General features: G+C 34.0%; 20 protein-coding genes. 6 read left to right on the top strand and 14 right to left on the bottom strand.

Annotated elements, in window-relative coordinates; translation table 11 throughout:
• Positions 1-10 precede the first annotated feature (10 nt).
• From NBRC110019_RS13670 to nhaC, 7 genes are all read right to left on the bottom strand, one after another.
• Entirely contained in the window at positions 11-2,560 is a 2,550-nt protein-coding gene (locus tag NBRC110019_RS13670; protein ID WP_281755750.1) for an FtsK/SpoIIIE family DNA translocase, read from the bottom strand.
• 47 nt (positions 2,561-2,607) lie between these two features.
• Positions 2,608-2,970 (bottom strand): diacylglycerol kinase family protein, encoded by a 363-nt coding sequence (locus tag NBRC110019_RS13665; RefSeq protein WP_281755748.1) that lies wholly within the window; start codon positions 2,968-2,970, stop codon positions 2,608-2,610.
• Positions 2,971-3,029: 59 nt separating this feature from the next.
• Positions 3,030-3,524, bottom strand: coding sequence for a thiol peroxidase (gene tpx / locus NBRC110019_RS13660; RefSeq protein WP_281755746.1), 495 nt, complete (start codon positions 3,522-3,524; stop codon positions 3,030-3,032).
• A gap of 107 nt (positions 3,525-3,631) precedes the next feature.
• Positions 3,632-3,892 (bottom strand): DUF6952 family protein, encoded by a 261-nt coding sequence (locus NBRC110019_RS13655; protein WP_281755744.1) that lies wholly within the window; start codon positions 3,890-3,892, stop codon positions 3,632-3,634.
• Positions 3,873-4,187 carry a thioredoxin family protein gene (locus NBRC110019_RS13650; RefSeq protein ID WP_281755742.1) on the bottom strand — a complete coding sequence of 105 codons (315 nt, stop codon included), beginning with the start codon at positions 4,185-4,187 and terminating at the stop codon, positions 3,873-3,875. Before NBRC110019_RS13650 ends, NBRC110019_RS13655 begins: the two co-directional genes overlap by 20 nt.
• Positions 4,188-4,204: 17 nt before the next feature.
• On the bottom strand, positions 4,205-4,843 hold the full coding sequence (locus NBRC110019_RS13645; protein WP_281755741.1) for a peroxiredoxin: 639 nt from the start codon (positions 4,841-4,843) through the stop codon (positions 4,205-4,207).
• A 183-nt stretch (positions 4,844-5,026) separates the two neighbouring features.
• Positions 5,027-6,526 (bottom strand): Na+/H+ antiporter NhaC, encoded by a 1,500-nt coding sequence (nhaC, locus tag NBRC110019_RS13640; protein ID WP_281755740.1) that lies wholly within the window; start codon positions 6,524-6,526, stop codon positions 5,027-5,029.
• 174 nt (positions 6,527-6,700) lie between these two features.
• On the opposite strand from nhaC, the gene NBRC110019_RS13635 reads away from it, so the two are divergent.
• The 5 genes from NBRC110019_RS13635 (at position 6,701) to NBRC110019_RS13615 (ending at position 12,906) form a co-directional block, all read left to right on the top strand.
• The gene (locus tag NBRC110019_RS13635; protein ID WP_281755739.1) at positions 6,701-7,279 is read left to right on the top strand and encodes a phage tail-like protein; all 579 of its coding nucleotides are present in this window, start codon (positions 6,701-6,703) and stop codon (positions 7,277-7,279) included.
• Between the two features lie 25 nt (positions 7,280-7,304).
• Positions 7,305-8,738, top strand: coding sequence for a hypothetical protein (locus tag NBRC110019_RS13630; protein ID WP_281755738.1), 1,434 nt, complete (start codon positions 7,305-7,307; stop codon positions 8,736-8,738).
• Positions 8,739-8,906: 168 nt separating this feature from the next.
• Positions 8,907-9,497 (top strand): phage tail-like protein, encoded by a 591-nt coding sequence (locus NBRC110019_RS13625; protein ID WP_281755737.1) that lies wholly within the window; start codon positions 8,907-8,909, stop codon positions 9,495-9,497.
• Positions 9,498-9,515: 18 nt separating this feature from the next.
• The gene (locus tag NBRC110019_RS13620) at positions 9,516-11,279 is read left to right on the top strand and encodes a hypothetical protein (RefSeq protein ID WP_281755736.1); all 1,764 of its coding nucleotides are present in this window, start codon (positions 9,516-9,518) and stop codon (positions 11,277-11,279) included.
• Between the two features lie 154 nt (positions 11,280-11,433).
• A complete protein-coding gene (locus tag NBRC110019_RS13615) occupies positions 11,434-12,906 on the top strand; it encodes a phage tail-like protein (protein ID WP_281755735.1) in 1,473 nt (490 codons plus the stop codon).
• A gap of 193 nt (positions 12,907-13,099) precedes the next feature.
• Here NBRC110019_RS13615 and NBRC110019_RS13610 read toward each other — a convergent pair whose 3' ends face one another.
• The 7 genes from NBRC110019_RS13610 to NBRC110019_RS13580 form a co-directional block, all read right to left on the bottom strand.
• Entirely contained in the window at positions 13,100-14,641 is a 1,542-nt protein-coding gene (locus NBRC110019_RS13610; RefSeq protein WP_281755734.1) for an acyl-CoA carboxylase subunit beta, read from the bottom strand.
• Positions 14,642-14,651: 10 nt separating this feature from the next.
• Entirely contained in the window at positions 14,652-16,091 is a 1,440-nt protein-coding gene (accC, locus tag NBRC110019_RS13605) for an acetyl-CoA carboxylase biotin carboxylase subunit (protein ID WP_281755733.1), read from the bottom strand.
• A gap of 3 nt (positions 16,092-16,094) precedes the next feature.
• Positions 16,095-16,580 carry an acyl-CoA carboxylase biotin carboxyl carrier protein subunit gene (locus NBRC110019_RS13600; protein ID WP_281755732.1) on the bottom strand — a complete coding sequence of 162 codons (486 nt, stop codon included), beginning with the start codon at positions 16,578-16,580 and terminating at the stop codon, positions 16,095-16,097.
• Positions 16,581-16,667: 87 nt separating this feature from the next.
• Complete coding sequence (locus NBRC110019_RS13595) at positions 16,668-17,333, bottom strand: 3'-5' exonuclease (RefSeq protein ID WP_281755731.1); 666 nt, start codon at positions 17,331-17,333, stop codon at positions 16,668-16,670.
• A complete protein-coding gene (locus tag NBRC110019_RS13590; protein WP_281755730.1) occupies positions 17,333-19,255 on the bottom strand; it encodes a DUF294 nucleotidyltransferase-like domain-containing protein in 1,923 nt (640 codons plus the stop codon). The genes NBRC110019_RS13595 and NBRC110019_RS13590 overlap by 1 nt, the downstream gene beginning before the upstream one ends.
• Positions 19,256-19,365: 110 nt before the next feature.
• Complete coding sequence (locus NBRC110019_RS13585) at positions 19,366-19,911, bottom strand: NUDIX hydrolase (protein WP_281755729.1); 546 nt, start codon at positions 19,909-19,911, stop codon at positions 19,366-19,368.
• A gap of 14 nt (positions 19,912-19,925) precedes the next feature.
• Positions 19,926-21,014: a M42 family metallopeptidase gene (locus NBRC110019_RS13580; RefSeq protein ID WP_281755727.1), complete on the bottom strand. Its 1,089-nt coding sequence runs from the start codon at positions 21,012-21,014 to the stop codon at positions 19,926-19,928.
• A 141-nt stretch (positions 21,015-21,155) separates the two neighbouring features.
• Here NBRC110019_RS13580 and NBRC110019_RS13575 point away from each other — a divergent pair, with 141 nt between their 5' ends.
• Complete coding sequence (locus NBRC110019_RS13575; protein ID WP_281755726.1) at positions 21,156-21,806, top strand: DUF4294 domain-containing protein; 651 nt, start codon at positions 21,156-21,158, stop codon at positions 21,804-21,806.
• Positions 21,807-21,934 lie beyond the last annotated feature (128 nt).

Raw genomic sequence — 21,934 nt, 5'->3', positions numbered from 1 at the left:
ATTTTTATTTTTAACTATTTTTTTCATTATCTAATAACTCTTGTAGAGCAACCAAATCAGTTACCAATACTTGTCTTGCTTTACTACCTTCAAACGGCCCTACAATACCAGCGGCTTCCAACTGGTCTATCAGTCTTCCGGCGCGGTTATATCCTAATTTTAGTTTTCTTTGCAATAATGATGCCGAACCTTGTTGTGCGGTTACAATTACCTCTGCAGCATCTTTAAACAATTTATCACGGTCAGATATATTAATATCTAAAGCAGAACCTTCACCTTCTTCGCCAACATATTCAGGAAGTAAATGTGCATCTGGGTAGGCTTTTTGAGACCCAATAAATTCTGCAATCTTATCTACCTCAGGAGTATCTACAAAAGCACATTGTATACGAGTAAGCATATTCCCTTGGGTGTATAACATATCTCCTTTACCAATTAATTGGTCTGCACCCGGACTATCTAAAATGGTTCTAGAGTCAATTTTAGACGTCACTCTAAATGCCACTCTGGCAGGGAAGTTAGCTTTAATAATACCGGTAATAACATTAACCGAAGGTCTTTGTGTAGCAATGATTAAGTGAATACCAATAGCCCTGGCTAACTGAGCCAAACGCGCAATAGGTGTTTCTACTTCTTTACCGGCAGTCATAATTAAGTCGGCAAATTCATCTACAACTAATACTATATATGGTAAAAACTTATGCCCATCGTTAGGGTTAAGTTTACGTTGTTTAAATTTCTGATTATACTCTTTAATGTTTCTAACCATTGCGTTTTTAAGTAATTCGTAACGGTTATCCATTTCAATACATAAAGAGTTTAATGTATTAATTACTTTGGTGTTGTCTGTAATAATAGCCTCTTCAGAATCTGGTAGTTTAGCCAAATAATGACGCTCTATTTTATTATAAATAGTAAGCTCTACTTTTTTAGGATCTACCAAAACAAACTTTACTTCAGCCGGATGCTTTTTGTAAAGTAAGGATGTTAGGATGGCATTTAACCCTACCGATTTACCTTGTCCGGTAGCACCCGCCATTAATAAGTGAGGCATTTTGGCTAAGTCTACCACAAAGGTTTCGTTGCTAATGTTTTTTCCAAAAGCGATAGGAAGTTCCATTTCAGCTTTTTGGAAACGTTGCGCAGCAATAACAGATCGCATAGAAACAATAGAAGGTTTCTTGTTAGGTACTTCAATACCAATAGTTCCTTTACCAGGTATTGGAGCAATAATTCTAATCCCTAAGGCAGCTAACGAAAGTGCGATATCGTCTTCAAGATTTTTAATCTTAGAGATTCTAATACCCGCCTCTGGTACAATTTCGTAAAGTGTTACCGTAGGGCCAATAGTTGCCTTAATTTGGGCTATTTCAATTTTATAGTTTTTAAGGGTATTTACAATGGTATTTTTGTTTTCCTCTAATTCTTCTTGATTAATGGTAATACCACTTCCTTTTCCGTGTTCAGCCAATAAGTCTAACACCGGGAATCGGTAATTGCTTAATTCAAGGGTAGGATCAAATTCACCAAAATCCTTAACTAATTTATTAGATAGATTGTCGGTAACTTCTTTTTCTTCTTCTACTTTCTTTACTTCAAAATTTAACGCTTCATCATCATCTTTATCGGTAGTGTCTTCTTGTTCTTGTGTAGAAACCTCAAGTTGAGTAGAAGTATCAGTCGTAAGTTCTGTTTGCGAAGAAGGTACTCCTTCTGTTTTTTCTTCAAACGAATTTTCTATGGCAATATCATCATCCTTGTTTAATCTTGAAAAGTTAGAAATAGTAGGCTGTAGATTTTCTACGGATATTTCAAAAGATGATTTTGTTGTAGATGTACCTTTACTAGTATATGGTGCGTCTTCTATTTTATCATCTATGACTGAGTTTTTAGTAGCGCTATTAGTTTCAGCTTCCGATGTTACAATATGGTCTGTATCTTCTTCAATATGGGCATGTTTTTTAAATGCTTCTTTTTTCTTAGTATAAAAGGATACGAAATGCTCTGGAGTTAACTTAAGTTTGAAAACAAGGTAAAAAATAAGTCCTAGAAGTAATAATAGAATAACCCCTATTTTACCAATATATACTTGTAAGAAATCATTCATTTCATAACCTATTCTACCACCAAGCAAAGGTGCTTTTGAGGCAAAAAACCCGAAAAGAATAGCTAACCAACTAGCCGATAAAACACCCCAAAACCATTTATTTACAAGCGCTTTTTTATTACTACTAAAAAATAGTGCTAAACCAGTAACAAATATTAAGTAGCTGAAGATAAAAGCTGCTATACCAAAACCATTGTACACAAAGAAATGACTTACTGCGGCTCCAAACTTACGTAGTAAGTTTTGTGCTTCAACATTTCTGTTTGTAAATTCAAAAATTTCGCTCTGATCTTGTTTCCAGGTAAAGAAAAATGATATAAAAGAAATAAGTAACGCAATACTAAATAGCATTAACATAGCGCCAAAAATAATTTTATAGGGGCGACTAACCGTTAATTTCGGAATTGTGAATTTAGATTTATTAGCTGTCTTTTTACTCTTTTCTTTAGCCATGGGCAATTATAGATTAGCGAACAAAAATACAATAAACAAATATTTCTTTACGATAAAAATTTAGGTATATAAATAATGCAGGCAATAATTATTGCTGCAATGGCTGTTAGTAAAACAGCCCCTGCAGCAATATCTTTTATGATTCCAATTTTTTTATGATGTTCTGGGTGCACAAAGTCAGCTATTTTTTCTACAGCTGTATTTATAGCTTCCATAGACAAAACAAGTGTGATGGTAAGAATTTGTACAATCCATTCTGTTCCGGAAATATTAAAATAGAAACCGGCAATTGTAATGAATATAGTTGCTGCCATGTGCACAAAAACATTAGGTTCTGAGCCCATGAGAAAGAATATACCTTTAAAAGCATACCCAAAGCTTTTAATTCTACCTTTAAAAAAATTGATCATTAATTTAATTTTCTTTTCTCACTTCATCTCTCTTAATATAGAGATATGTACAAAGAAGCTTATTTAAGTGCTGCGATAGCAGTATCGTAATTTGGTTCTTCAACCGTTTCGGTAACCTGTTCTGTGTATACTACGGTACCAGTTTCATCAACTACCACTACCGAACGAGATAGTAATCCATCTAAAGGACCATCTGTAAAATCTACTCCGTAGTCAGCAAATCCTCCTTTAAAATCAGATAAGCTTATCACATCTTCTAATCCTTCTGCACCGCAAAATCTTGCAAATGCAAATGGTAAATCTTTAGATATACAAAGTACTTTAGTGTTGTCGAGTTTAGAAGCTTCCTCGTTAAATTTTCTAACAGAAGCAGCACATACACCTGTATCTACGCTTGGAAATATGTTAAGTACAACTTTGCTTCCTGCAAAATCTTCTAGCGTTTTAGTGCTTAGGTTTGTAGCGGTTAAAGAAAAAGCAGGAGCTTTTGATCCTATTTCTGGTAAAGATCCGGCAATATGTACATCTGAACCTTTAAATTTTACTGTAGCCATAATTTTTTGGTTTTGTTAATTAAAGCAATAATTATTTTAAAAAAATGAAGATAAAAAAAAGTCCTCTATTAATAGAGGACTTTCTATACTTTTTCAGTTTCTACAACTTATTTATCTATAGCGCCAAGAACACGTTTCATAAAGGTGTTTAATGCCTCTTTTTTATCCATGCCATTTTCTTTTATCATTTTGTCTACTTCAATGGCACCATACATATTAGATATCAATTCTCCGATAACATCTAATTCTTCATCCTTTAATGAAGGAACTTCAGTTAATGCTTCTAATGTTTCAATGGTTTCAAGAATAAAATCCTGATCATTGTCTTCAATAAACTGAGTAAGGTGTTTAATTACCGGTAACTTCATCTACAAGCTCTTTTAAATTTTCAAACTTATTTGTTTGTACCTGTTTTACAAAGGCACCTGCTTTAAAAGTAGCAAATGTTGGTAAGTTGTCTACCGTTGCTAATTTTCTAGATTCAGGAAACTTTTCTGCGTCTGCCATAATAAATACAGCATCTTCATGTTCTACTGAAAGTTTTTTGAATTTAGGTTTCATGATACGGCAATTACCGCACCAGGTAGCAGAATACTGGACAATTACAGTGTCATTGTTCTCAACAATCTCTGCTAAATTGTCTTGCTCTAATTCTTTTACCATAATATAATAATGTTTTATTAGTTAGCGCTTAAATAGCTAGCTACACCTTTTCTGTCAGCTTTCATAGCTTCTTTTCCTTCTTCCCAGTTAGCAGGACAAACCTCGCCGTGTGTTTGAACGTGTGCATACGCATCAATCATTCTTAAAAATTCGCTAACGTTTCTTCCTAGTGGCATGTGGTTAATTCCTTCATGGAAAACAGTACCTTCTTCGTCAATTAGGTAAGTAGCTCTATAAGTAACATTGTCTCCTTCTACAATGTATGTATTAGTTTCTTCATTAAAAGTTTCTTTCTGAATATCAAGAATACCTAAAATATTTGCTAGGTTTCTGTTGCTATCAGCAAGAATAGGGTAGGTAACGCCTTCAATTCCACCGTTATCTTTTTCAGTGTTTAACCATGCAAAGTGAACTTCAGGAGTATCACAAGAAGCACCAATTACCAATGTATTTCTTTTCTCAAATTCACCTAAAGCAGCCTGAAAAGCGTGTAACTCTGTAGGACAAACAAAAGTAAAGTCTTTTGGATACCAGAATAATAATATTTTTTTATTATTCTTTTTAGCCTCTTCTAAAACATTAAGTTTAAAAGTGTCTCCCATATCATTCATGGCGTCTACTGATAAATTTGGGAATTTTTTACCTACTAGTGTCATATTTTTAAGTTTAAATTTTTACAAGACAAAAATAGGTAAAGAATATGGTATGAATATAGATTTTAATTACTATTTCTTATTCGTTGATAGGGTTAGGTAATGGTAAAAAAAAACCACATCAAAATTTAAGGATGTGGTAATTTTTTATATTTAAAATTCAAAACTTGGTAAAATACTACGGATTTACTTGTCTTTTAGCATTCTTATTTTAATTGACAATGCTGCAAATAGCAAGGTCATAAACGGACTTATAATATTAAAAAAGGTATAGGGTATATAACTTGTTAATCCGGCTTCACCTAATAATACTTTAGACTGGTAAGCCCCACAGGTATTCCAAGGAACAAGTGCAGAGGTTACGGTACCTGAATCTTCTAAGGTTCTACTTAAGTTTTCAGGAGCTAAGCCTTTATCCTTATAGGCTTGCGCAAACATTTTACCAGGTACTACAATGGCTAAGTATTGGTCAGACGCAGTTACGTTTAATGCTAAACAACTGGCAACAGTACTTGCAAATAACCCAAATACCGTATTGAATAACTTTAATAAAGATGCTGTTATTTTAGACAAAGCACCAATGGCTTCCATTACCCCACCAAAAGACATAGCACAAAGAATAAGCCATATGGTATTTAGCATTCCAGCCATTCCACCGGAAGAAAAAAGATCGTTTAAACTTTCGTCTGTTGTTGGAATTGCAACATCAGTTGTAATGGCATTCATTACACCTTTATAATATTGAGAAAAAGTTCCTAGTCCTTCAAGATCATTTCCTGCTGCATGTATTACTATTTCAGGTTGGAATATAAGGGCGAAAAGACCTCCAAGTAGCGTTCCTATTAATAAGGCAATTAATGGTTGTGTCTTTTTTATAATCATTAAAATAACAAGCACCGGAACTAAAAATAACCAAGGTGTGATATAAAATGATTTAGAGATAGAATTTTTTATAAGATGAATATCTGGTGCGCCCGAGGTGTCTAAATTTAAGCCTATTATAGTAAATATAATAAGGGTTAACACAATACTGGGTACAGTGGTTATAAGCATGTATCTTATATGTGTAAATAAGTCGGTTCCGGCCATTGCTGGCGCTAGGTTGGTGGTGTCACTAAGAGGCGATATTTTATCTCCAAAATAGGCACCTGATATTACCGCTCCTGCAGTCATGCCAATAGGTATCCCTAAGGCATTGCCAATACCAATAAGTGCTATCCCTACAGTAGCAGAGGTAGTCCAACTACTTCCCGTAGCGATTGATATAATTGAACAAATAATAACAGAGGCAGGTAAGAATATTTTAGGGTTTAAGATATCTAGACCATAATAAATCATTGAAGGTATAATGCCACTAATTAACCAAGTACCTGATAATGCTCCAACAAAAAGTAAGATTAAAATAGCTCCTCCGGTTGATTTAAAGTTATGGGCAATTTCTTCTAGCATCACCTCGTACTTTATTTTATGGATAAAACCAATGATAGCAGCAACCGCAGCCCCCATTAAAAGAACAAATTGATTAGACCCGCCAAGTGCATTGTCTCCGTAAACACCAAGTACATTATAAGCAAGCATTCCTACCAAAACAATAATGGGAATTAAAGCGGCAAATAAACTTAGTTTTTTGTTGGTAATAATTTCTTCGTTATTAGGATTTTGAGGTTTGATTTCTTGGCTTTCCATGTTAAGAATTAGTTAATAAAATACGATGTGTAATGTTACAATAAAGTTCTTAATTATACAAAAGGTTCGTTTGTCGATAAAAGACAACTGTTGTCGAAATATACTTACAACATTTGTTAATGGGAGAATCTTGTAAGTACATTTGCACCGTTTATTGCTAATGTGTAACAAGTTATGAAATTTAAATTTGTATTTCCCCTATTAATTACGTTGTTGTTTATGAGTGTTGGATTTGCTCAGGTAGGTATAGGAACAACAGATCCTGATGCATCATCTGCATTGGATATTACGAGTACAACATCTGGATTATTAATCCCAAGGATGACGAATAATGAGAAATTAAATATTTCTTCTCCTGCAACGGGGTTACTGGTATATGATACAGATAATAGTTGTTTAAGTCAGAATGTAGGCACAGCTAGTAGTCCTGATTGGGTTTGTTTAACTCAAGCGGCAACTCGTTTTTTCTATTTACCAAGTATGAACATCGATGTGTCTTCTACAGGAACTGGTAGAACGGTAGATTTATATAACGAATATAAATCTCAGTTTTCTTCACCTTTAGTGTCTAGTTCAGGGGCAAGTGGTAGTATTCCTTATTTTGGAGCTACAGAATTAGAATACTATGTAACAGCATATGATACTTCTGTTTTGGAAAACCTTTCTATTGATGCTAATGGTGTAATGACGTATGATGTTATTGATAGTGCCTCTGAGTGTTCTTTTATTAATGTTGTATTGGTTATTAAATAATTGAGAGCTTAAATCAATGTTGATTATGAAAAAGATTCTAAGCTTTTTGTTTATTTTATTTGCCGTTTTTGTGGCACGTGCACAATGTACCGATTGTAGTGGTGCAGATATTGTTTTAACTTCAGCAAATAATGCGGGTAATTATACTTTTTTACCAAATAAAACATATTGTATAAACGGAACCGTTACTTTTAATTACACTGTAACATTTGGTGATAATGTTACCATTTGTATACCTTCTGGTTCGGTTTTAGCCTGTGGTAATGGATGGGCTTCTACAGGTAATCTAACGTCTAACTTGGTTACGTTTAATATTTCAGGAAAGCTTTATACACCTAATACTATACCTTTTACTACTGCTATCAATATTTATAATGGAGGAGTATTAACAGGTCAAAATGGTTCGCAATGGCAAGGTTTAGATTTAAATGGTGATAGTTTAGAGTTAAGTATATCCAGTGGCGGTAGTATGGCATATACATATTTTAATTTAGACGATATAGATACAGCTGTTATTGTGAATGAAGGCAGCATTACCTTGAATTATAATGATTTATCGGTTGGAGGTTGTTTGTTGAATTTAACGAATTCTGGAATAATGAATATTGGAGGTAACTTTAATATTGGTACGAATAATGGCTCTAATATTATTAATAATTCAGGAAAAATAAATATTACCGGAGAAATGAATAGTCAGTCAACCAAGTTAGAGTTATATAACTATGGAGATGGTGAATGCGTGATGGTGGGAAATATGAAATATGGTAGTAACGGGCCTAATAAGTTTGAAAATTATGGTGTTTTTAGTTGTAACGGATTGTATTCCACTGACCCAACACTACATATGAAGAATGAAGGTGAAATGAGTACTCACGCCAACTATGATGATACTGTAGGTAGTTTTTTCTCTAATTGTGGCACCCTCCATATGAGTCAAAACTGGGCTAACCTGCAAGGTACTATAATCAATACAGGTGATATGACAGTTGTACAAAGTTCTGTAGCTTTTGCATCTACTGGAAGCATTGAAAATTATAGCACAATGTCTTTACAAGGAATTACCATGGGCGGTGGCGGTGTTTTTTACAACGAAGGTTATGTTGAGTTTACTAGCAGCTCGGTATATGATGTTAAATTTTATGGACCCGGCTCTGCAAACCAACCAGCACATTCTACATCCAGTAATTATGGTCAGTTTGTACTACATGGCACATCTAATGGAGGAGCAATTTTAAAGGGCAATTTGAATTTTTTAAATAATAATGGTGCCTCAACACAAAGTGGTTGTTTTGGTTCTATTAGTGACATGGATAGCACAGTAACGTTTGGCACTTGTGCTAGTTGTACTGTTGTAACCGATTATGACCAATGTGCAAACGCAGATGGTACTTGGCCAGAAACAGGGTTAGATTGCTTACCTTTGAATAGACATATACGATCTTTTTTTACAGGGTCTTAGAGATTCTTAAAAAATACTAAGTAGTATTTACCCTTACTTACACTGTGTAAATACTACTTTATTTGTTTTGTGTTGTTACTTTATCGAGTATTATAGGCGATTAGTCGGTATAGGCTGTTTCTTATGAGTAAATTTTATAGTTTCGGCGATTCTAAAAATTTACAACTTATGAAACCCCAATTATCATTAAGAGTAGTATTTACTGTTTTTTCCTTTTTTATAATTTCAACCTATACATTCGGTCAAGTAGGAATTGGAACCACCAATCCTGATACTTCTGCGGCTTTAGACATTACAAGTATTGATTCAGGACTTCTAGTCCCAAGAATGACGAATAATGAGAAATTAAATATTTCTTCTCCTGCAACGGGGTTACTGGTATATGATACAGATAATAGTTGTTTAAGTCAGAATGTAGGCACAGCTAGTAGTCCTGATTGGGTTTGTTTAACTCAAGCGGCAACTCGTTTTTTCTATTTACCAAGTATGAACATCGATGTGTCTTCTACAGGAACTGGTAGAACGGTAGATTTATATAACGAATATAAATCTCAGTTTTCTTCACCTTTAGTGTCTAGTTCAGGGGCAAGCGGTAGTATTCCTTATTTTGGAGCTACAGAATTAGAATACTATGTAACAGCATATGATACTTCTGTTTTGGAAAACCTTTCTATTGATGCTAATGGTGTAATGACCTATGATGTTATTGATAGTGCTTCAGAGTGTTCTTTTATTAATGTGGTTTTAGTAATTAAGTAGTCGCCCAATCTTTTTTTTATGAAAAATATTTTACCCATTATATTTATTCTATTAACGGTTAGTATAAGTCGTGCTCAATGTGATTGTGGTACAGGTGTTGTATCATTAAATGCTTCTGATAGTGCTTCTTCATATACTTTTCTTGCTAATACGACCTATTGTATTACTGGTAATTTTACTATTCAATGGACGGGTAGTACCTTTCAAGATAATGTAACTTTATGTTTGGCAAATGGCGCTACTTTTAAAACAAGTCAAATTATTAATACGAGTGCCAATGCTCATGTAACTATTAAAGTAGGACAGAATGCTACTTTAATAGTGCCCACTATCGTACCGGCTAGTTTTGATGTAACTATTGAAAATGGAGGTACCATGCAACCACTTTACAGCGGTTTAACTATTAACGGAACTGATTTTGCATTAACTGTTGAAAATGGAGGAACATTTGATCACAATGGAGTTACAATCAATTCTACGGGAAGTATAGATATTTTAAATAGTGGCACCATAGATGCAAACAATATTTACTTGCCAAATTATAATAGTTTATCCATAGTGAATAATGGGAACATTAATTTGAGTAATGTTACTTTAAACGGATCGGGTACTATAGATATCACAAATAATGGTAGCTTTACTACAGGTAATTTTACTGTAAAAAACGCATCTACGTTTAATTTTATAAATACAAGTGTCATTAATACTTCTTTGTTCACATTAAAAACAGGTGTTACTACTTTTAATATGACAAATAATACAGACTCGAAATGGCTTTTAAGTTCTCATATACATTTAGATTCTGCTAGTAGTACCTTTTTAAATAATGGCGAAATTGCCATATCCGGTGAGATTCAATTAGACAATGGAGCTACTTTGAATATGACAAATTCTGGTGAAGTAACCACTACAGGTAATTTTAACTGGGGAGAGAGTGGATTGAGTAACTATTTGTATAATATGGGAGTTATTGATGTTGGAGGTCAAATGAGTAGTGAAGATTGCTTGTTGGAGTTTATCAATTATTCTGGAGCAACATTAACCATGAATAATCACTTGACATATGGTACAAATGGCCCCAATAAATTTGAAAACTATGGAACTTTTCATGCCGATGGATTATACTCTAACGACCCTACATTACATATGAAAAATGAAGGGGATATGACGTTAGAATCTAATTACAGCGATACTTCTGAAAGTATTTTTTCAAATTGTGGGACATTGAATATGGAAAATTGGTTTGATCTTAACGGTAAAATTATTAATACAGGTACCTACAACGTACCAAATGGTAGTATAGGTTTTTCATTAACAACTTCTTCCATAGAAAATTACAGTGAAATGCTTATTAGTAATATTGTTATGGGATCTAATGGGATTTTTTACAATGAAGGAGAGGTAACCTTTAGTAATGCCCCAAATACTTCTATTCGATTTAGTGGTCCTGAATCAACATATCAGCCAGCACATTCTACTTCAACAGCGTATGGCCGTTTTATGTGGCCGGGAAGTCAAAGTAACCAAAGTGGTTTTGCGGTGGGCAATTTAAATTTTGTAACAACGACTCCGGCAACAGTTGATGATACTTCTTATCCAGGAATGTTTGGTCAATGGACGAGTGTTACCTTTGGATCTGATGTTGTTTTTGGAAGTTGCCCTAGCTGTGTGGTGGTAACCGATTATGATCAATGTGCAAATGCCGATGGTACATGGCCAGAAACTATAATTAACTGTATTCCAGTGAATAGGCATATACGATCTTTTTTAAAGGGATCATGAGAATTATGAATTTCATAAGTTTTTAGACTTTTTTTTATAAGAAAATCATTTTTTAATTATTAATATTATCTCTTTATCGATTAATATAAGTTCTTAGTCGTATAAATGATATTTTTCATTTTATTTTTTTTACTTTATAAAAAAAGTATAAAAAATGAGACCCTATTCACAACATAAAAATGTCTTTGCATTTTTATTATTATTGTTTTTTTCGTCCTACATTTTTGCACAGGTAGGCATCGGAACTACAGATCCTAATGGGTCTTCAGCATTGGAAATTTATAATGAAAATGCAGGATTACTCATACCAAGAGTAACTTTAACTTCTGCTACAGATGTGACTACCATTCCATCACCAGCAGATTATTTAATGGTTTTTAATACAGCTACTACGGCAACTATTACTCCGGGGTTGGTGTATTGGAAAGACGGTTCGTGGCTTAGAGTATTAAATACAAGTGATTCGTCATCTTCAGGTAGTGGTTGGGCATTAACAGGTAATAGTATTTCAGGTACTGAATTTTTAGGAACTACCAATTATACCCAACTAAATTTTAAAGCAAACAGTGTTACCATGGCTCAGTTTCATCCTAATGGGAGTGTAGCTTTAGGAAGAAGTGCAGTTATTAGTAGTAGCTATCATTCGTTTGCTATAGGTGAACAAGCAGATGCAAGTGGTGAACAAAATGCCTATGCTTTTGGGACTACAGCAAAAGCTTCGGGATCAAAATCTATGGCATTAGGTACGTCAGCTATAGCTTCAAATACAGAGTCTTATGCTTTTGGTAGCAGTTCAACAGCCTCTGGGTATAGATCGGTAGTAGCTGGAGTATCAAGTACAGCATCTAATAATAATGCTGTAGCAATAGGTAATCAGAATGTTGTTTCTGGTTTAAATTCTATGGCGTTAGGATATGATTCTCAAGTTACTGGTGATAATGCAGTTGCCTTAGGTTATCAGGCTGTTGCAAACAATCCTAATACCATTATTTTGGGGAATACTTCTTCTAATGCTTGGTATCGTACTAAGGTGGGTATTGGTACTACTAATCCTTCTGCAAGTTTAGACTTAGAAGGTACATTACAGTATGTAGATGGTAATGAGTCTGATGGATATGTTTTGGTTTCCGACGCTAATGGTAATGCTAGTTGGTCTGATGTAAATGACTTGGAAATTAGCTCTGCTGTATTTGGAGAAATCTACAGTAGTTCTGCATCAGCACAAAATTTTAGCTGGAGTGGTAGTGCACAGACACTAACGTTTGGTTCCGATAATTATGAGAATAGTGTGAGTGCTTCAACAAGTACTTTAACTACTAGTGTTACAGGTTTGTATAGGGTAACTTTTACCATTTCGATTGAAAAAGGTACCGGTAATAGTATTGATTTAAAAATGTATTTAGCAACCAATGGTAATGCATCCAATATTGTACCAGCTTCGTCAGCGTATGTTTCTTTAGATAGTAATAGTGATATTGTAACTATTACAATTAACAAATTTGTGCAGTTAAATTCAAGCGATAGTATCGCTGTTTTTTGGGAAAAAGTAGGAGGGAACTCAAGTAATTTTAGTTTGCTACCGGAAGGTTCTTCCTTTAATATAGAATTGTTAAATTATAATTTCTAATCAAAAAATTATCTGCTTATTCGAGAATACGACTACTTTATATATTATTATTAAAAAAAAGCATCATATATTTTATTTGATGCTTTTTTTATAAAAAAACTCCGAACAACTGTCCGGAGTTTTATTAAAACTAACTAACTAAAAAATATAATTAAAGTATAAGATTTAATCCTAAACTTAAAGTACATTCAAACTATAATGGAATATTTCCATGTTTACGAGAAGGGGCTACAACTTCTTTGTTTTCTAGCATGCTAAATACTTTCATTAGCTTTCTTCTGGTATCGTGCGGTAAAATTACTTCGTCTATAAATCCTCTTTGAGCAGCCTTATATGGGTTCGCAAATGTCTCTGCATATTCCGCTTCTTTTTCTGCAAGTTTTAACTCGGGATTGTCTGCGGCTTTAATCTCTTTTCTAAATATAATTTCACTGGCGCCTTTAGCTCCCATAACGGCAATTTCTGCAGTAGGCCATGCAAAGTTAAAGTCGGCTCCAATATGTTTAGAATTCATTACATCGTACGCACCACCATAAGCTTTTCGGGTAATAACAGTAACTCTTGGTACGGTAGCTTCACTTAAAGCATATAATAATTTTGCTCCGTGTACAATAATTCCATTCCATTCCTGATCCGTTCCCGGCAAAAAACCTGGTACATCCACTAATACTAATAGCGGAATATTAAAGGCATCGCAAAAACGAGTAAATCTTGCAGCTTTAATAGAGCTGTTAACATCTAACACTCCTGCTAAAAACATTGGTTGATTAGCAATTATACCAATACTTCGTCCCCCAATTCTTGCAAAACCTACAATAATGTTTTCTGCAAATTCTTTATGAATTTCATAAAAGGAATTTTCATCAATAATACCTTTTATAACCTGATGCATATCGTACGGTTTATTGGCATTATCTGGCACTATAGAATCTAAGATTTCTCTTTTTTCATCTCCTGGGGTATACGGTAATTTTTGTGTTTTTTCTTTAGAATTTTGTGGAAGGTAACTCAATAATTTTTTTACATCTTCAAGACACTCAACATCATTATTAGAAATAACGTGAGCTACTCCAGATTTTGTAGCATGTGTACTTGCACCTCCTAATTCTTCTGCTGTTACGGTTTCGTTGGTAACCGTTTTTACAACATTGGGTCCGGTAACAAACATATAACTGGTATCTTCAACCATTAATGTAAAGTCGGTCATAGAAGGAGAGTATACAGCCCCCCCAGCACAAGGCCCCATAATGGCAGATATTTGTGGAATTACTCCTGATGCTTGCACATTTCTGTAGAAAATATCTGCATATCCGCCTAAAGAGCGCACACCTTCTTGAATTCTTGCACCACCTGAATCATTTAAACCAATTACCGGTACACCTACCTTAACAGCCAAATCCATTACTTTACAAATTTTTTCTGCCTGTGTTTCAGATAATGCACCCCCAAAAACGGTAAAGTCTTGTGCAAACACATATACTAATCTGCCGTTTACCGTACCATATCCGGTAACAACACCGTCACCGTAATAGGTTTCCTTCTCCATATTAAAATCGGTAGTACGGTGAGTTACTAAAATCCCTATTTCCTCAAAAGAACCTCCATCTAAAAAATAATAGACACGTTCTCTTGCTGTTAATTTTCTTTTTTCGTGCTGTTTGTTAATGCGTACTTCCCCACCGCCTAAGTGTGCTTCGGCTAGTTTTTCGTTCAGTACTTGTATTTTATTTTTCATGATGATTGTCTTAATTAGGTAAGCGTAATAATTGTTTGTCTTTCAAATATTGCTTGAGAGCAATGAGTGCTGCAATTTTTGCTTCTTTTTCACTTTGTTCTTCCAAGATAGCTGGTTGATAGTGCTTTTTAACAAAGTGTGTATCAAAATTTCCCGACGTGAACGCTTCATGTTCGCATACAAATTTCCCGAAAGGAAGGGTAGTTTCAACACCTACTACTTCATAATCTTCAATAGCTTTTATCATAAGCTCAATAGCTTCTTCACGATTCTTACCATAGGTAATTAGTTTGGCTAACATGGGATCGTAATAAATCGGAATGTCCATGCCTTCCTCAAAACCATTATCTACACGTATACCTTCACCTGAAGGCAGTTTATACGTAATTAATTTACCAACACTAGGTAAAAAATCATTTAAGGAATCTTCGGCATACACACGTAATTCTAATGCATGCCCTTTTATAGATAAATCTTCTTGAGCAAAAGGTAATGTTTCACCTCTTGCTACTTTTATCTGTAGTTCTACTAAATCTAAGCCTGTTATAATTTCAGATACCGGATGCTCTACTTGCAATCGGGTATTCATTTCAAGGAAATAGAAATTAAGATTTTCATCTAGTAGAAATTCTATTGTACCAGCTCCAATAAAATCACAAGATTTTGCAACTTTTACAGCAGCCTCTCCCATTTGAGCTCTTAACTCTGGAGTTAGCACAGCAGAAGGCGCTTCTTCAACTACTTTTTGATGACGTCTTTGAACACTGCATTCTCTTTCAAATAAATGTACAGTGTTACCATGAGTATCGGCTATAATTTGAATTTCAATATGACGAGGAGAAGTAACGTATTTTTCTATAAAAACAGAACCATCACCAAATGAGGATATAGCTTCACTTACTGCTCTGTTCATTTGAGATTCAAAATCTTCTACGCTATTAACCACTCTCATACCTTTACCACCGCCGCCGGCAGAGGCTTTAATAAGAATAGGAAACCCTATTTCTTCTGCCACTTTTTTTGCTTTGTCAACATCGGTAATAGCTTTATCTATGCCGGGTACCATTGGAATATTATAGGCTTTCACAGTATCCTTGGCAGCTAATTTGCTACCCATTACTTCTATAGAGTGTGCTTTTGGCCCTATGAAGGTTAAACCACTGTCTTCAACTTTTTGAGAAAATGAGGCGTTTTCACTTAAAAAACCATATCCCGGATGTATCGCATCTACATATAATGATTTGGCTACCTCTATAATTTTATCCGCCAACAAATAACTTTGGTTTGAGGGAGCCGGCCCAATGCATACTGCTTCATCTGCAAAACGAACATGAGGTGCATTTCTGTCTGCTTCAGAGAATACAGCCACGGTTTTAATCCCCATTTTTTTGGCTGTTTTCATTACTCTAAGAGCAATTTCTCCACGGTTTGCTACTAATATTTTTTTCATAGGTTATTCAAATTCTATTAATAGAGTGTCTTTAACAACAGCTTGTCCTTTGGTAACAACAATAGATTTTATGATACCTTCTTTTGGCGAAGCAATAACATTTTCCATTTTCATAGCTTCAAGAACAAGAAGCGGATCATCTTCTTTTACCGCTTGACCTATGGTAACGTTAATGTCTAAAATTAAACCGGGCATCGGAGCCTTAATATCATGCACGTGTTTTATGCCGCCTAAAGAGAATCCCATTTCTGAAATTAGTTGGTCTAATTCATCTGAAATGGTTACTTCATATGCATTATTATTCACTCTAACGTTGTAGGATTTCGACAAAAAATCGGATCCAATAATCTCGGGGTGGTAAGATTTGCTGCTTATTAATAAATGAAACGAAGATGGAGTGGTAGAAATTACGTCTAAGGAGTCTAGTTCCTCTTGTGTAATTTCAAAATTCATCGTTCCATTTACTTTGGTTTTATAAGTGAAACTCATATCTCTATATATTTGTTTCGTGTAAAGATACGTAATAGAGAATGTAAGTAACGTTTTATCAATGTATTTCTTGCTAAAAAAATATAGCTATTTTCTTATTAATGATTTTAAGGAAGAAGCGGGTTTAAATTTTAAACGAGCTAAAATTTTTAAAAATGCCTGTGCTGTTAGCATAGCATCGCCGGCTGCGGTATGTCGGTCTTTTATAGGTATGTTAAGTTCTTTACATACATCATCTAAAGAATATCCTCTGTCATTTTGAAGTAATCTATTAATAGCTTTTGTTTTTTTAAATAAGTGACCTGTGTCTAATGTTTGGTTTAGTAGGTAGGGGAGTCCGTTTCTCTCCAAGGCACGATTAATCATGGTAACATCAAAATAAGTATGGTGCGCTACAATAACACTATCCTTTAAATACGCTAGAAATTCTCTTAAGGCTTTTGTTTCTGAAACTTTTTCAAATTGTGTGTTTTTCATAATACCATGAATTTCTACGGAATCTGGGTTAAAAGCGGTCTGGTCAATATAAAGTTCAAATGAAGAGCCTACATCAATTAAATTACCTCTTAATTTTACAGCACCAATACATAGCATTCTGTCATGGGTGTAATTAAATCCGGTTGTTTCAGTATCTAGTACAACAAAGGTGACATCCTTTAATGGGATGTTTAAATTTTCTTTATCAAAATAACTTTTATACGAATTCCAAAATGTAGGATATTCTATTTTAGTCTTTTTAAACCACTTTCGCATTATAAAAATTGTGCAACTTTAAATCTTAATTTAATAAGCTCTTGTAATTCACTAATTGTTTTAAAACACCTTTTTAGTTTTAAACGCTCTTCTTTGGTGAGTTCTTTAAGTATGATGTACCTACCATTGCTATGCTGCATAAGCCCGTGTTTTGTTCTAAATTTTATTAATGCCTTAACCGCGTAAGAACACGATGTATAAAACTCTTTATTAGATGGTTCTAGCTCGGCTAGTTTTTCATAGCGCTCAGCAGTATTGTTTACAGATTTTATTTTGTGAGATAAGATTAAAATTCGGGCGGCATCTATCATTGGCATTAGTGCACGTGCTTTAATATCAAACATATCTTTATGTTCCCCATCTTGTTCTACCAAAAATTGTCTAAAAAATCCGAGAGGTGACGGATTTTGCAATGCACTTCTACCCATTAAAGTAAAGAATAACGGATTATACTTCGTAGCGGAAAAGATACTTTCAGAAAGCTCTCTTACTAATTCTTTACTACCATATGTTCTATTAAAATCAAAAAATATGGAGCTAAACAATATATCTTCATTATCTACATGGTGTATCCAATGACTAAACTGAGATTTCCATTCTGAAAGGCTTTGACACCATTTAGGATTTCTTGCCATCATATCGGCGGGGCAAAATTCGTATCCAACTTTATTTAAAAGGATGTTTACTTTGGTAGCTAAAATGATAAAGTACTTTTTAACGTCATCATATTTATCATTGGGTACATCTTCAAACACTAAGGCATTGTCTTGGTCTGTTACCAATAGTTGCTCTTTTCTACCATGGCTACCCAAGCTAAGCCAAGAGAATTGTACTGGGGGTTTTTCAGGCATACGATCTAAAGCTATTTCTATAACTCGTATAGTTATTGCTTCATTTAACTCGTGAATAATTTGAGTTATAATGGTTACTGGTATATTTTGGAATATATAGCCTTTTAATAAATGGGTTATTTGCTGGCGTATTTTTCTAAGTTCTTTAGAGCTTCGGCTACGTTTAATAGCTTTCATTAATCCAGAAGCACTGTTTCCTTGTGAAATAACCACATCATGCTCTGTTAATATTCCAATAGCTTTTGTTTGGTCAGTACCATCTTCAGTAATCACTAAATGCCCAGTTTTATTCTTTACCATGGCTAATTGAGCTTCAGTAATGGTAAGATTCTTTTTAAAAGTTTCAACTGGGAACGACATAATTTCTCTAACCGGTACCCTGTTGTTAAACACACCAGTAACAATTTTGTGTCTAAAATCTTTATCTGTAATAATTCCTATCGGAAGTTTGTGTTCATCTATTACTATTAAACTACCAACTCTGTTTTCAGACATCCGGGTAGCTGCTTTAATAACCAGATCGTCCTTATCAATGCAAAAAGGATTTCCTGTATACTTTATTATTTGTAGCTCCTGTAAATCTTTTTCACCAACACTTATAGCATCATTGTCATGGTATAAATCATTGGTGTATTTATTAGTGAAAGGTGTTTTAGTTTTAGAAGTAAAACTCTCTATTAAAAAGAGGCCTACGTGTTGTTCTTTTTCAAGAATAGGTTTAAATACATCAATAGCAATACCATAAACTAACGCTTCTTCTTCGGCTATAGCAGTCATCATATAGCTGTCATTTGTTATTAAAGGGCGTAAACCAAATACGTCTCCCTCATCACATATATCTATAATTTCCGCGTCAGGTAGTTCATTTTTCTTCAAAACAACCCCACCTTCTTTTACAATATAGAAATATCCATGTTTATTATCGTCATTTTTAAAAAGCACTTTTCCCTTTTCTAAATAGGCAATAGTAACATTTTCAGCAATCGTAATCAGATCTTCTTTTTTAATAATATCAAAAGGAGGATATTTTTTAAGGAAATCATAAACCCTATCAGCTATTGTATTCTTCATTATAACGTGTATTGTACTCTAAAGGAATAAATCATCAGGGGAATTTCTTTTAGAAGATGAGTGTGGTTTAGAGTTTATTCTACCTATTAAAGATAAGTAAATTTTGAGAGTTATATTGAAGAGATGGTATTTATTATATGCTCATAATAGGCTAAAGTATGCGGAACATATAATTTTAATGCCTCTTGATTGGTAAGTTGCTGTTGGAAATTGGTGATGGAAATTAGCTTAAGTTCATCAACTTCCTCAATCTGTCTTTGTAGTTTTTCTATTGGGATTGTAAGCGCACAAATAAATAAGTGATTAAATTCGGCATCAATAAAGTCAGAACTATGTTCAACTCTTTGTTGTGAAACGCCAATGTTTCTAAGGGAGGAAGGCTCTATAGATAATCCTATTTCCTCTTCAACCTCTCGTACGGCTGCTTCTAATATAGTTTCGCCTGCGCTTATATGTCCTGCAACAGAGGTGTCCCATAACCCAGGAAACGCTTCTTTAGTAATAGCCCTTTTTTGTAAGAGAAGTTCTTTGGCAATAGTGTAAAACCAAATATGTACTGTACCATGTATATAGCCATACCGATGCGCAAGTTTTTTAGAACATGTTTGTCCTGTTTTTAAACCTTGCGCATCGAGTATGTCTACAAATTCTTCCATATTATATATAAGGACTAATCGAAGTAACTAAAAGTTTCACCTTCTTTAATGGTTAGTAGTGTTTCGTAGATTAAACGAATCACATTTTCCATATCTTCTTTTTGTATCATTTCTACCGTTGTATGCATATAACGTAATGGTAAAGATATAAGCGCAGACGCAACACCACCATTGCTATAAGCAAAAGCATCGGTATCGGTACCTGTATATCTAGAAGAAGCTAAACGTTGAAACGGTATTTCTTTAGCTTCGGCAGTTTCAATGATACGCTCTCTTAGTTTATTTTGTACAGCAGGCGCATAGGAAATAACCGGACCTTTACCTATTTCGGTATGACCTTCTTTTTTTTGATTAATCATGGGAGTTGTAGTGTCATGACACACATCTGTTACAATGGCAACATTTGGTTTAATGGTTTGAGTAATCATCTCGGCACCTCTTAAACCAATTTCTTCCTGTACCGAGTTAGTAATGTACAGCCCAAACGGAAGTTCTTTTTTATTTTCATGTAAAAGTCTGGCAACTTCGGCAATCATAAAACCACCGGCACGGTTGTCTATAGCTCTACAAACAAATTTATTCTCATTAAGAACTTGGAAAGTATCTGGATAGGTAATTACGCAACCTACATGAACCCCCATCTCTTCAACTTCTTCTTTATTTTTAGCACCTATATCTACAAAAATATTTTCTAAAGTAGGTGCTTGTTCTTTACCTTGTTTACGTGTATGAATAGCAGGCCATCCAAAAACACCTTTTACAATACCTTTTTTAGTATGGATATCTACCCATTTAGAAGGCGCAATTTGATGGTCGCTACCACCATTTCTAATAACATATATTAAACCATTATCTGTAATGTAATTTACATACCATGATATTTCGTCAGAATGTCCTTCGATAACTACTTTAAAAGGAGCATCTGGGTTTATAACTCCAACTGCGGAGCCATAGGTATCGGTGATAAATGTATCTACATATGGTTTTAAATATTCCATCCATAGTTTTTGACCTTCCCATTCATATCCTGTAGGCGCAGCATTATTAAGATAGCGCTCTAAAAAATCAATCGATTTTTTTGTTAGGATGCTTTTTTTTGTCATCTAAACTGTTTTAAATTAGTAATTATTTCTAAATAGAATTTACACCTATAAAATATAGAGTAAATGTAAACGAAGATACTGAATGTTTTTTTACTTTCGGTATTGTTTTTGAAGCAATCAAAATACGAGAAGATAAAATTTATGAGAACACTCCTTATATATATAGGTATAGTTTTAGGTATTTCTTTTGGTCATGCACAAGTAGAGGATGGGGGAGAAGAATATATAGATAGTTTAGATGAAGATTTAGGAGTATATATAGAATTAGATGAAGTAGTATTGTTCGAAAAGCTAAAATTTACATCACACAAGAAGAAAGTAGACTATTATATATTAAGAAGAAAAGTGCATAAAGTGTATCCGTATGCAAAGTTGGCGGCCGAACGTTTAACCAATATGAATAATATTCTTGATACACTAGACTCAAATAGATTGAGGAAAAGGTATATTAAAAGGATGCAGGAGTATATAGAAAATGAGTTTACTGAAGAATTAAAGAAAATGACAAGAACAGAAGGGGAAATATTAATTAAGTTAATTCATAGGCAAACCGGAGAAACAGCATATTCTCTAATAAAGGAATATAGAAGCGGGTGGAAAGCTTTTTGGTATAATACTACAGCTAGTATGTTTAAACTAACCTTAAAAGAAGAGTATAATCCAAGAAAAGTAAAACAAGACTACCTTATAGAAGATATTCTGCAACGGGCTTTTGCTGTTGGAACGCTCGAAAAACAGAAAGATGTCCTTGGTTTAGACTTTGATAAACTATCTAAAAAGTGGAAAAACTAACTTTTTCTTGCCTAACTCATTCGAATGTATTAACTTTAGTCTTCTATCCTTTTTTGTAAAACACTAGTTAGAAGCTTGTTGTAGGGAAGTTGAAAATTGTCTCTAATAAAGTTTGTTTTTTGAGAGAA

The sequence above is a fragment of the Neptunitalea chrysea genome (assembly GCF_027924145.1).
GTDB lineage: Bacteria > Bacteroidota > Bacteroidia > Flavobacteriales > Flavobacteriaceae > Neptunitalea > Neptunitalea chrysea.
Note: the sequence above shows the minus strand (reverse complement) of the source record. Positions and strands in the feature narration are given on the sequence as shown.

Excerpts from the sequence above, each read along its gene's own strand:
- NBRC110019_RS13625 (WP_281755737.1), top strand. The coding sequence starts at position 8,907 with ATGAAACCCCAATTATCATTAAGAGTAGTATTTACTGTTTTTTCCTTT.
- NBRC110019_RS13610 (WP_281755734.1), bottom strand. The coding sequence starts at position 14,641 with ATGAAAAATAAAATACAAGTACTGAACGAAAAACTAGCCGAAGCACAC.
- NBRC110019_RS13655 (WP_281755744.1), bottom strand. The coding sequence starts at position 3,892 with ATGAAGTTACCGGTAATTAAACACCTTACTCAGTTTATTGAAGACAAT.
- NBRC110019_RS13595 (WP_281755731.1), bottom strand. The coding sequence starts at position 17,333 with ATGCGAAAGTGGTTTAAAAAGACTAAAATAGAATATCCTACATTTTGG.
- NBRC110019_RS13665 (WP_281755748.1), bottom strand. The coding sequence starts at position 2,970 with ATGATCAATTTTTTTAAAGGTAGAATTAAAAGCTTTGGGTATGCTTTT.
- NBRC110019_RS13590 (WP_281755730.1), bottom strand. The coding sequence starts at position 19,255 with ATGAAGAATACAATAGCTGATAGGGTTTATGATTTCCTTAAAAAATAT.
- NBRC110019_RS13670 (WP_281755750.1), bottom strand. The coding sequence starts at position 2,560 with ATGGCTAAAGAAAAGAGTAAAAAGACAGCTAATAAATCTAAATTCACA.
- NBRC110019_RS13650 (WP_281755742.1), bottom strand. The coding sequence starts at position 4,187 with ATGGTAAAAGAATTAGAGCAAGACAATTTAGCAGAGATTGTTGAGAAC.
- NBRC110019_RS13575 (WP_281755726.1), top strand. The coding sequence starts at position 21,156 with ATGAGAACACTCCTTATATATATAGGTATAGTTTTAGGTATTTCTTTT.
- NBRC110019_RS13630 (WP_281755738.1), top strand. The coding sequence starts at position 7,305 with ATGAAAAAGATTCTAAGCTTTTTGTTTATTTTATTTGCCGTTTTTGTG.
- accC (WP_281755733.1), bottom strand. The coding sequence starts at position 16,091 with ATGAAAAAAATATTAGTAGCAAACCGTGGAGAAATTGCTCTTAGAGTA.
- NBRC110019_RS13600 (WP_281755732.1), bottom strand. The coding sequence starts at position 16,580 with ATGAGTTTCACTTATAAAACCAAAGTAAATGGAACGATGAATTTTGAA.
- NBRC110019_RS13620 (WP_281755736.1), top strand. The coding sequence starts at position 9,516 with ATGAAAAATATTTTACCCATTATATTTATTCTATTAACGGTTAGTATA.
- NBRC110019_RS13645 (WP_281755741.1), bottom strand. The coding sequence starts at position 4,843 with ATGACACTAGTAGGTAAAAAATTCCCAAATTTATCAGTAGACGCCATG.
- NBRC110019_RS13635 (WP_281755739.1), top strand. The coding sequence starts at position 6,701 with ATGAAATTTAAATTTGTATTTCCCCTATTAATTACGTTGTTGTTTATG.
- NBRC110019_RS13585 (WP_281755729.1), bottom strand. The coding sequence starts at position 19,911 with ATGGAAGAATTTGTAGACATACTCGATGCGCAAGGTTTAAAAACAGGA.
- NBRC110019_RS13615 (WP_281755735.1), top strand. The coding sequence starts at position 11,434 with ATGAGACCCTATTCACAACATAAAAATGTCTTTGCATTTTTATTATTA.
- tpx (WP_281755746.1), bottom strand. The coding sequence starts at position 3,524 with ATGGCTACAGTAAAATTTAAAGGTTCAGATGTACATATTGCCGGATCT.
- nhaC (WP_281755740.1), bottom strand. The coding sequence starts at position 6,526 with ATGGAAAGCCAAGAAATCAAACCTCAAAATCCTAATAACGAAGAAATT.
- NBRC110019_RS13580 (WP_281755727.1), bottom strand. The coding sequence starts at position 21,014 with ATGACAAAAAAAAGCATCCTAACAAAAAAATCGATTGATTTTTTAGAG.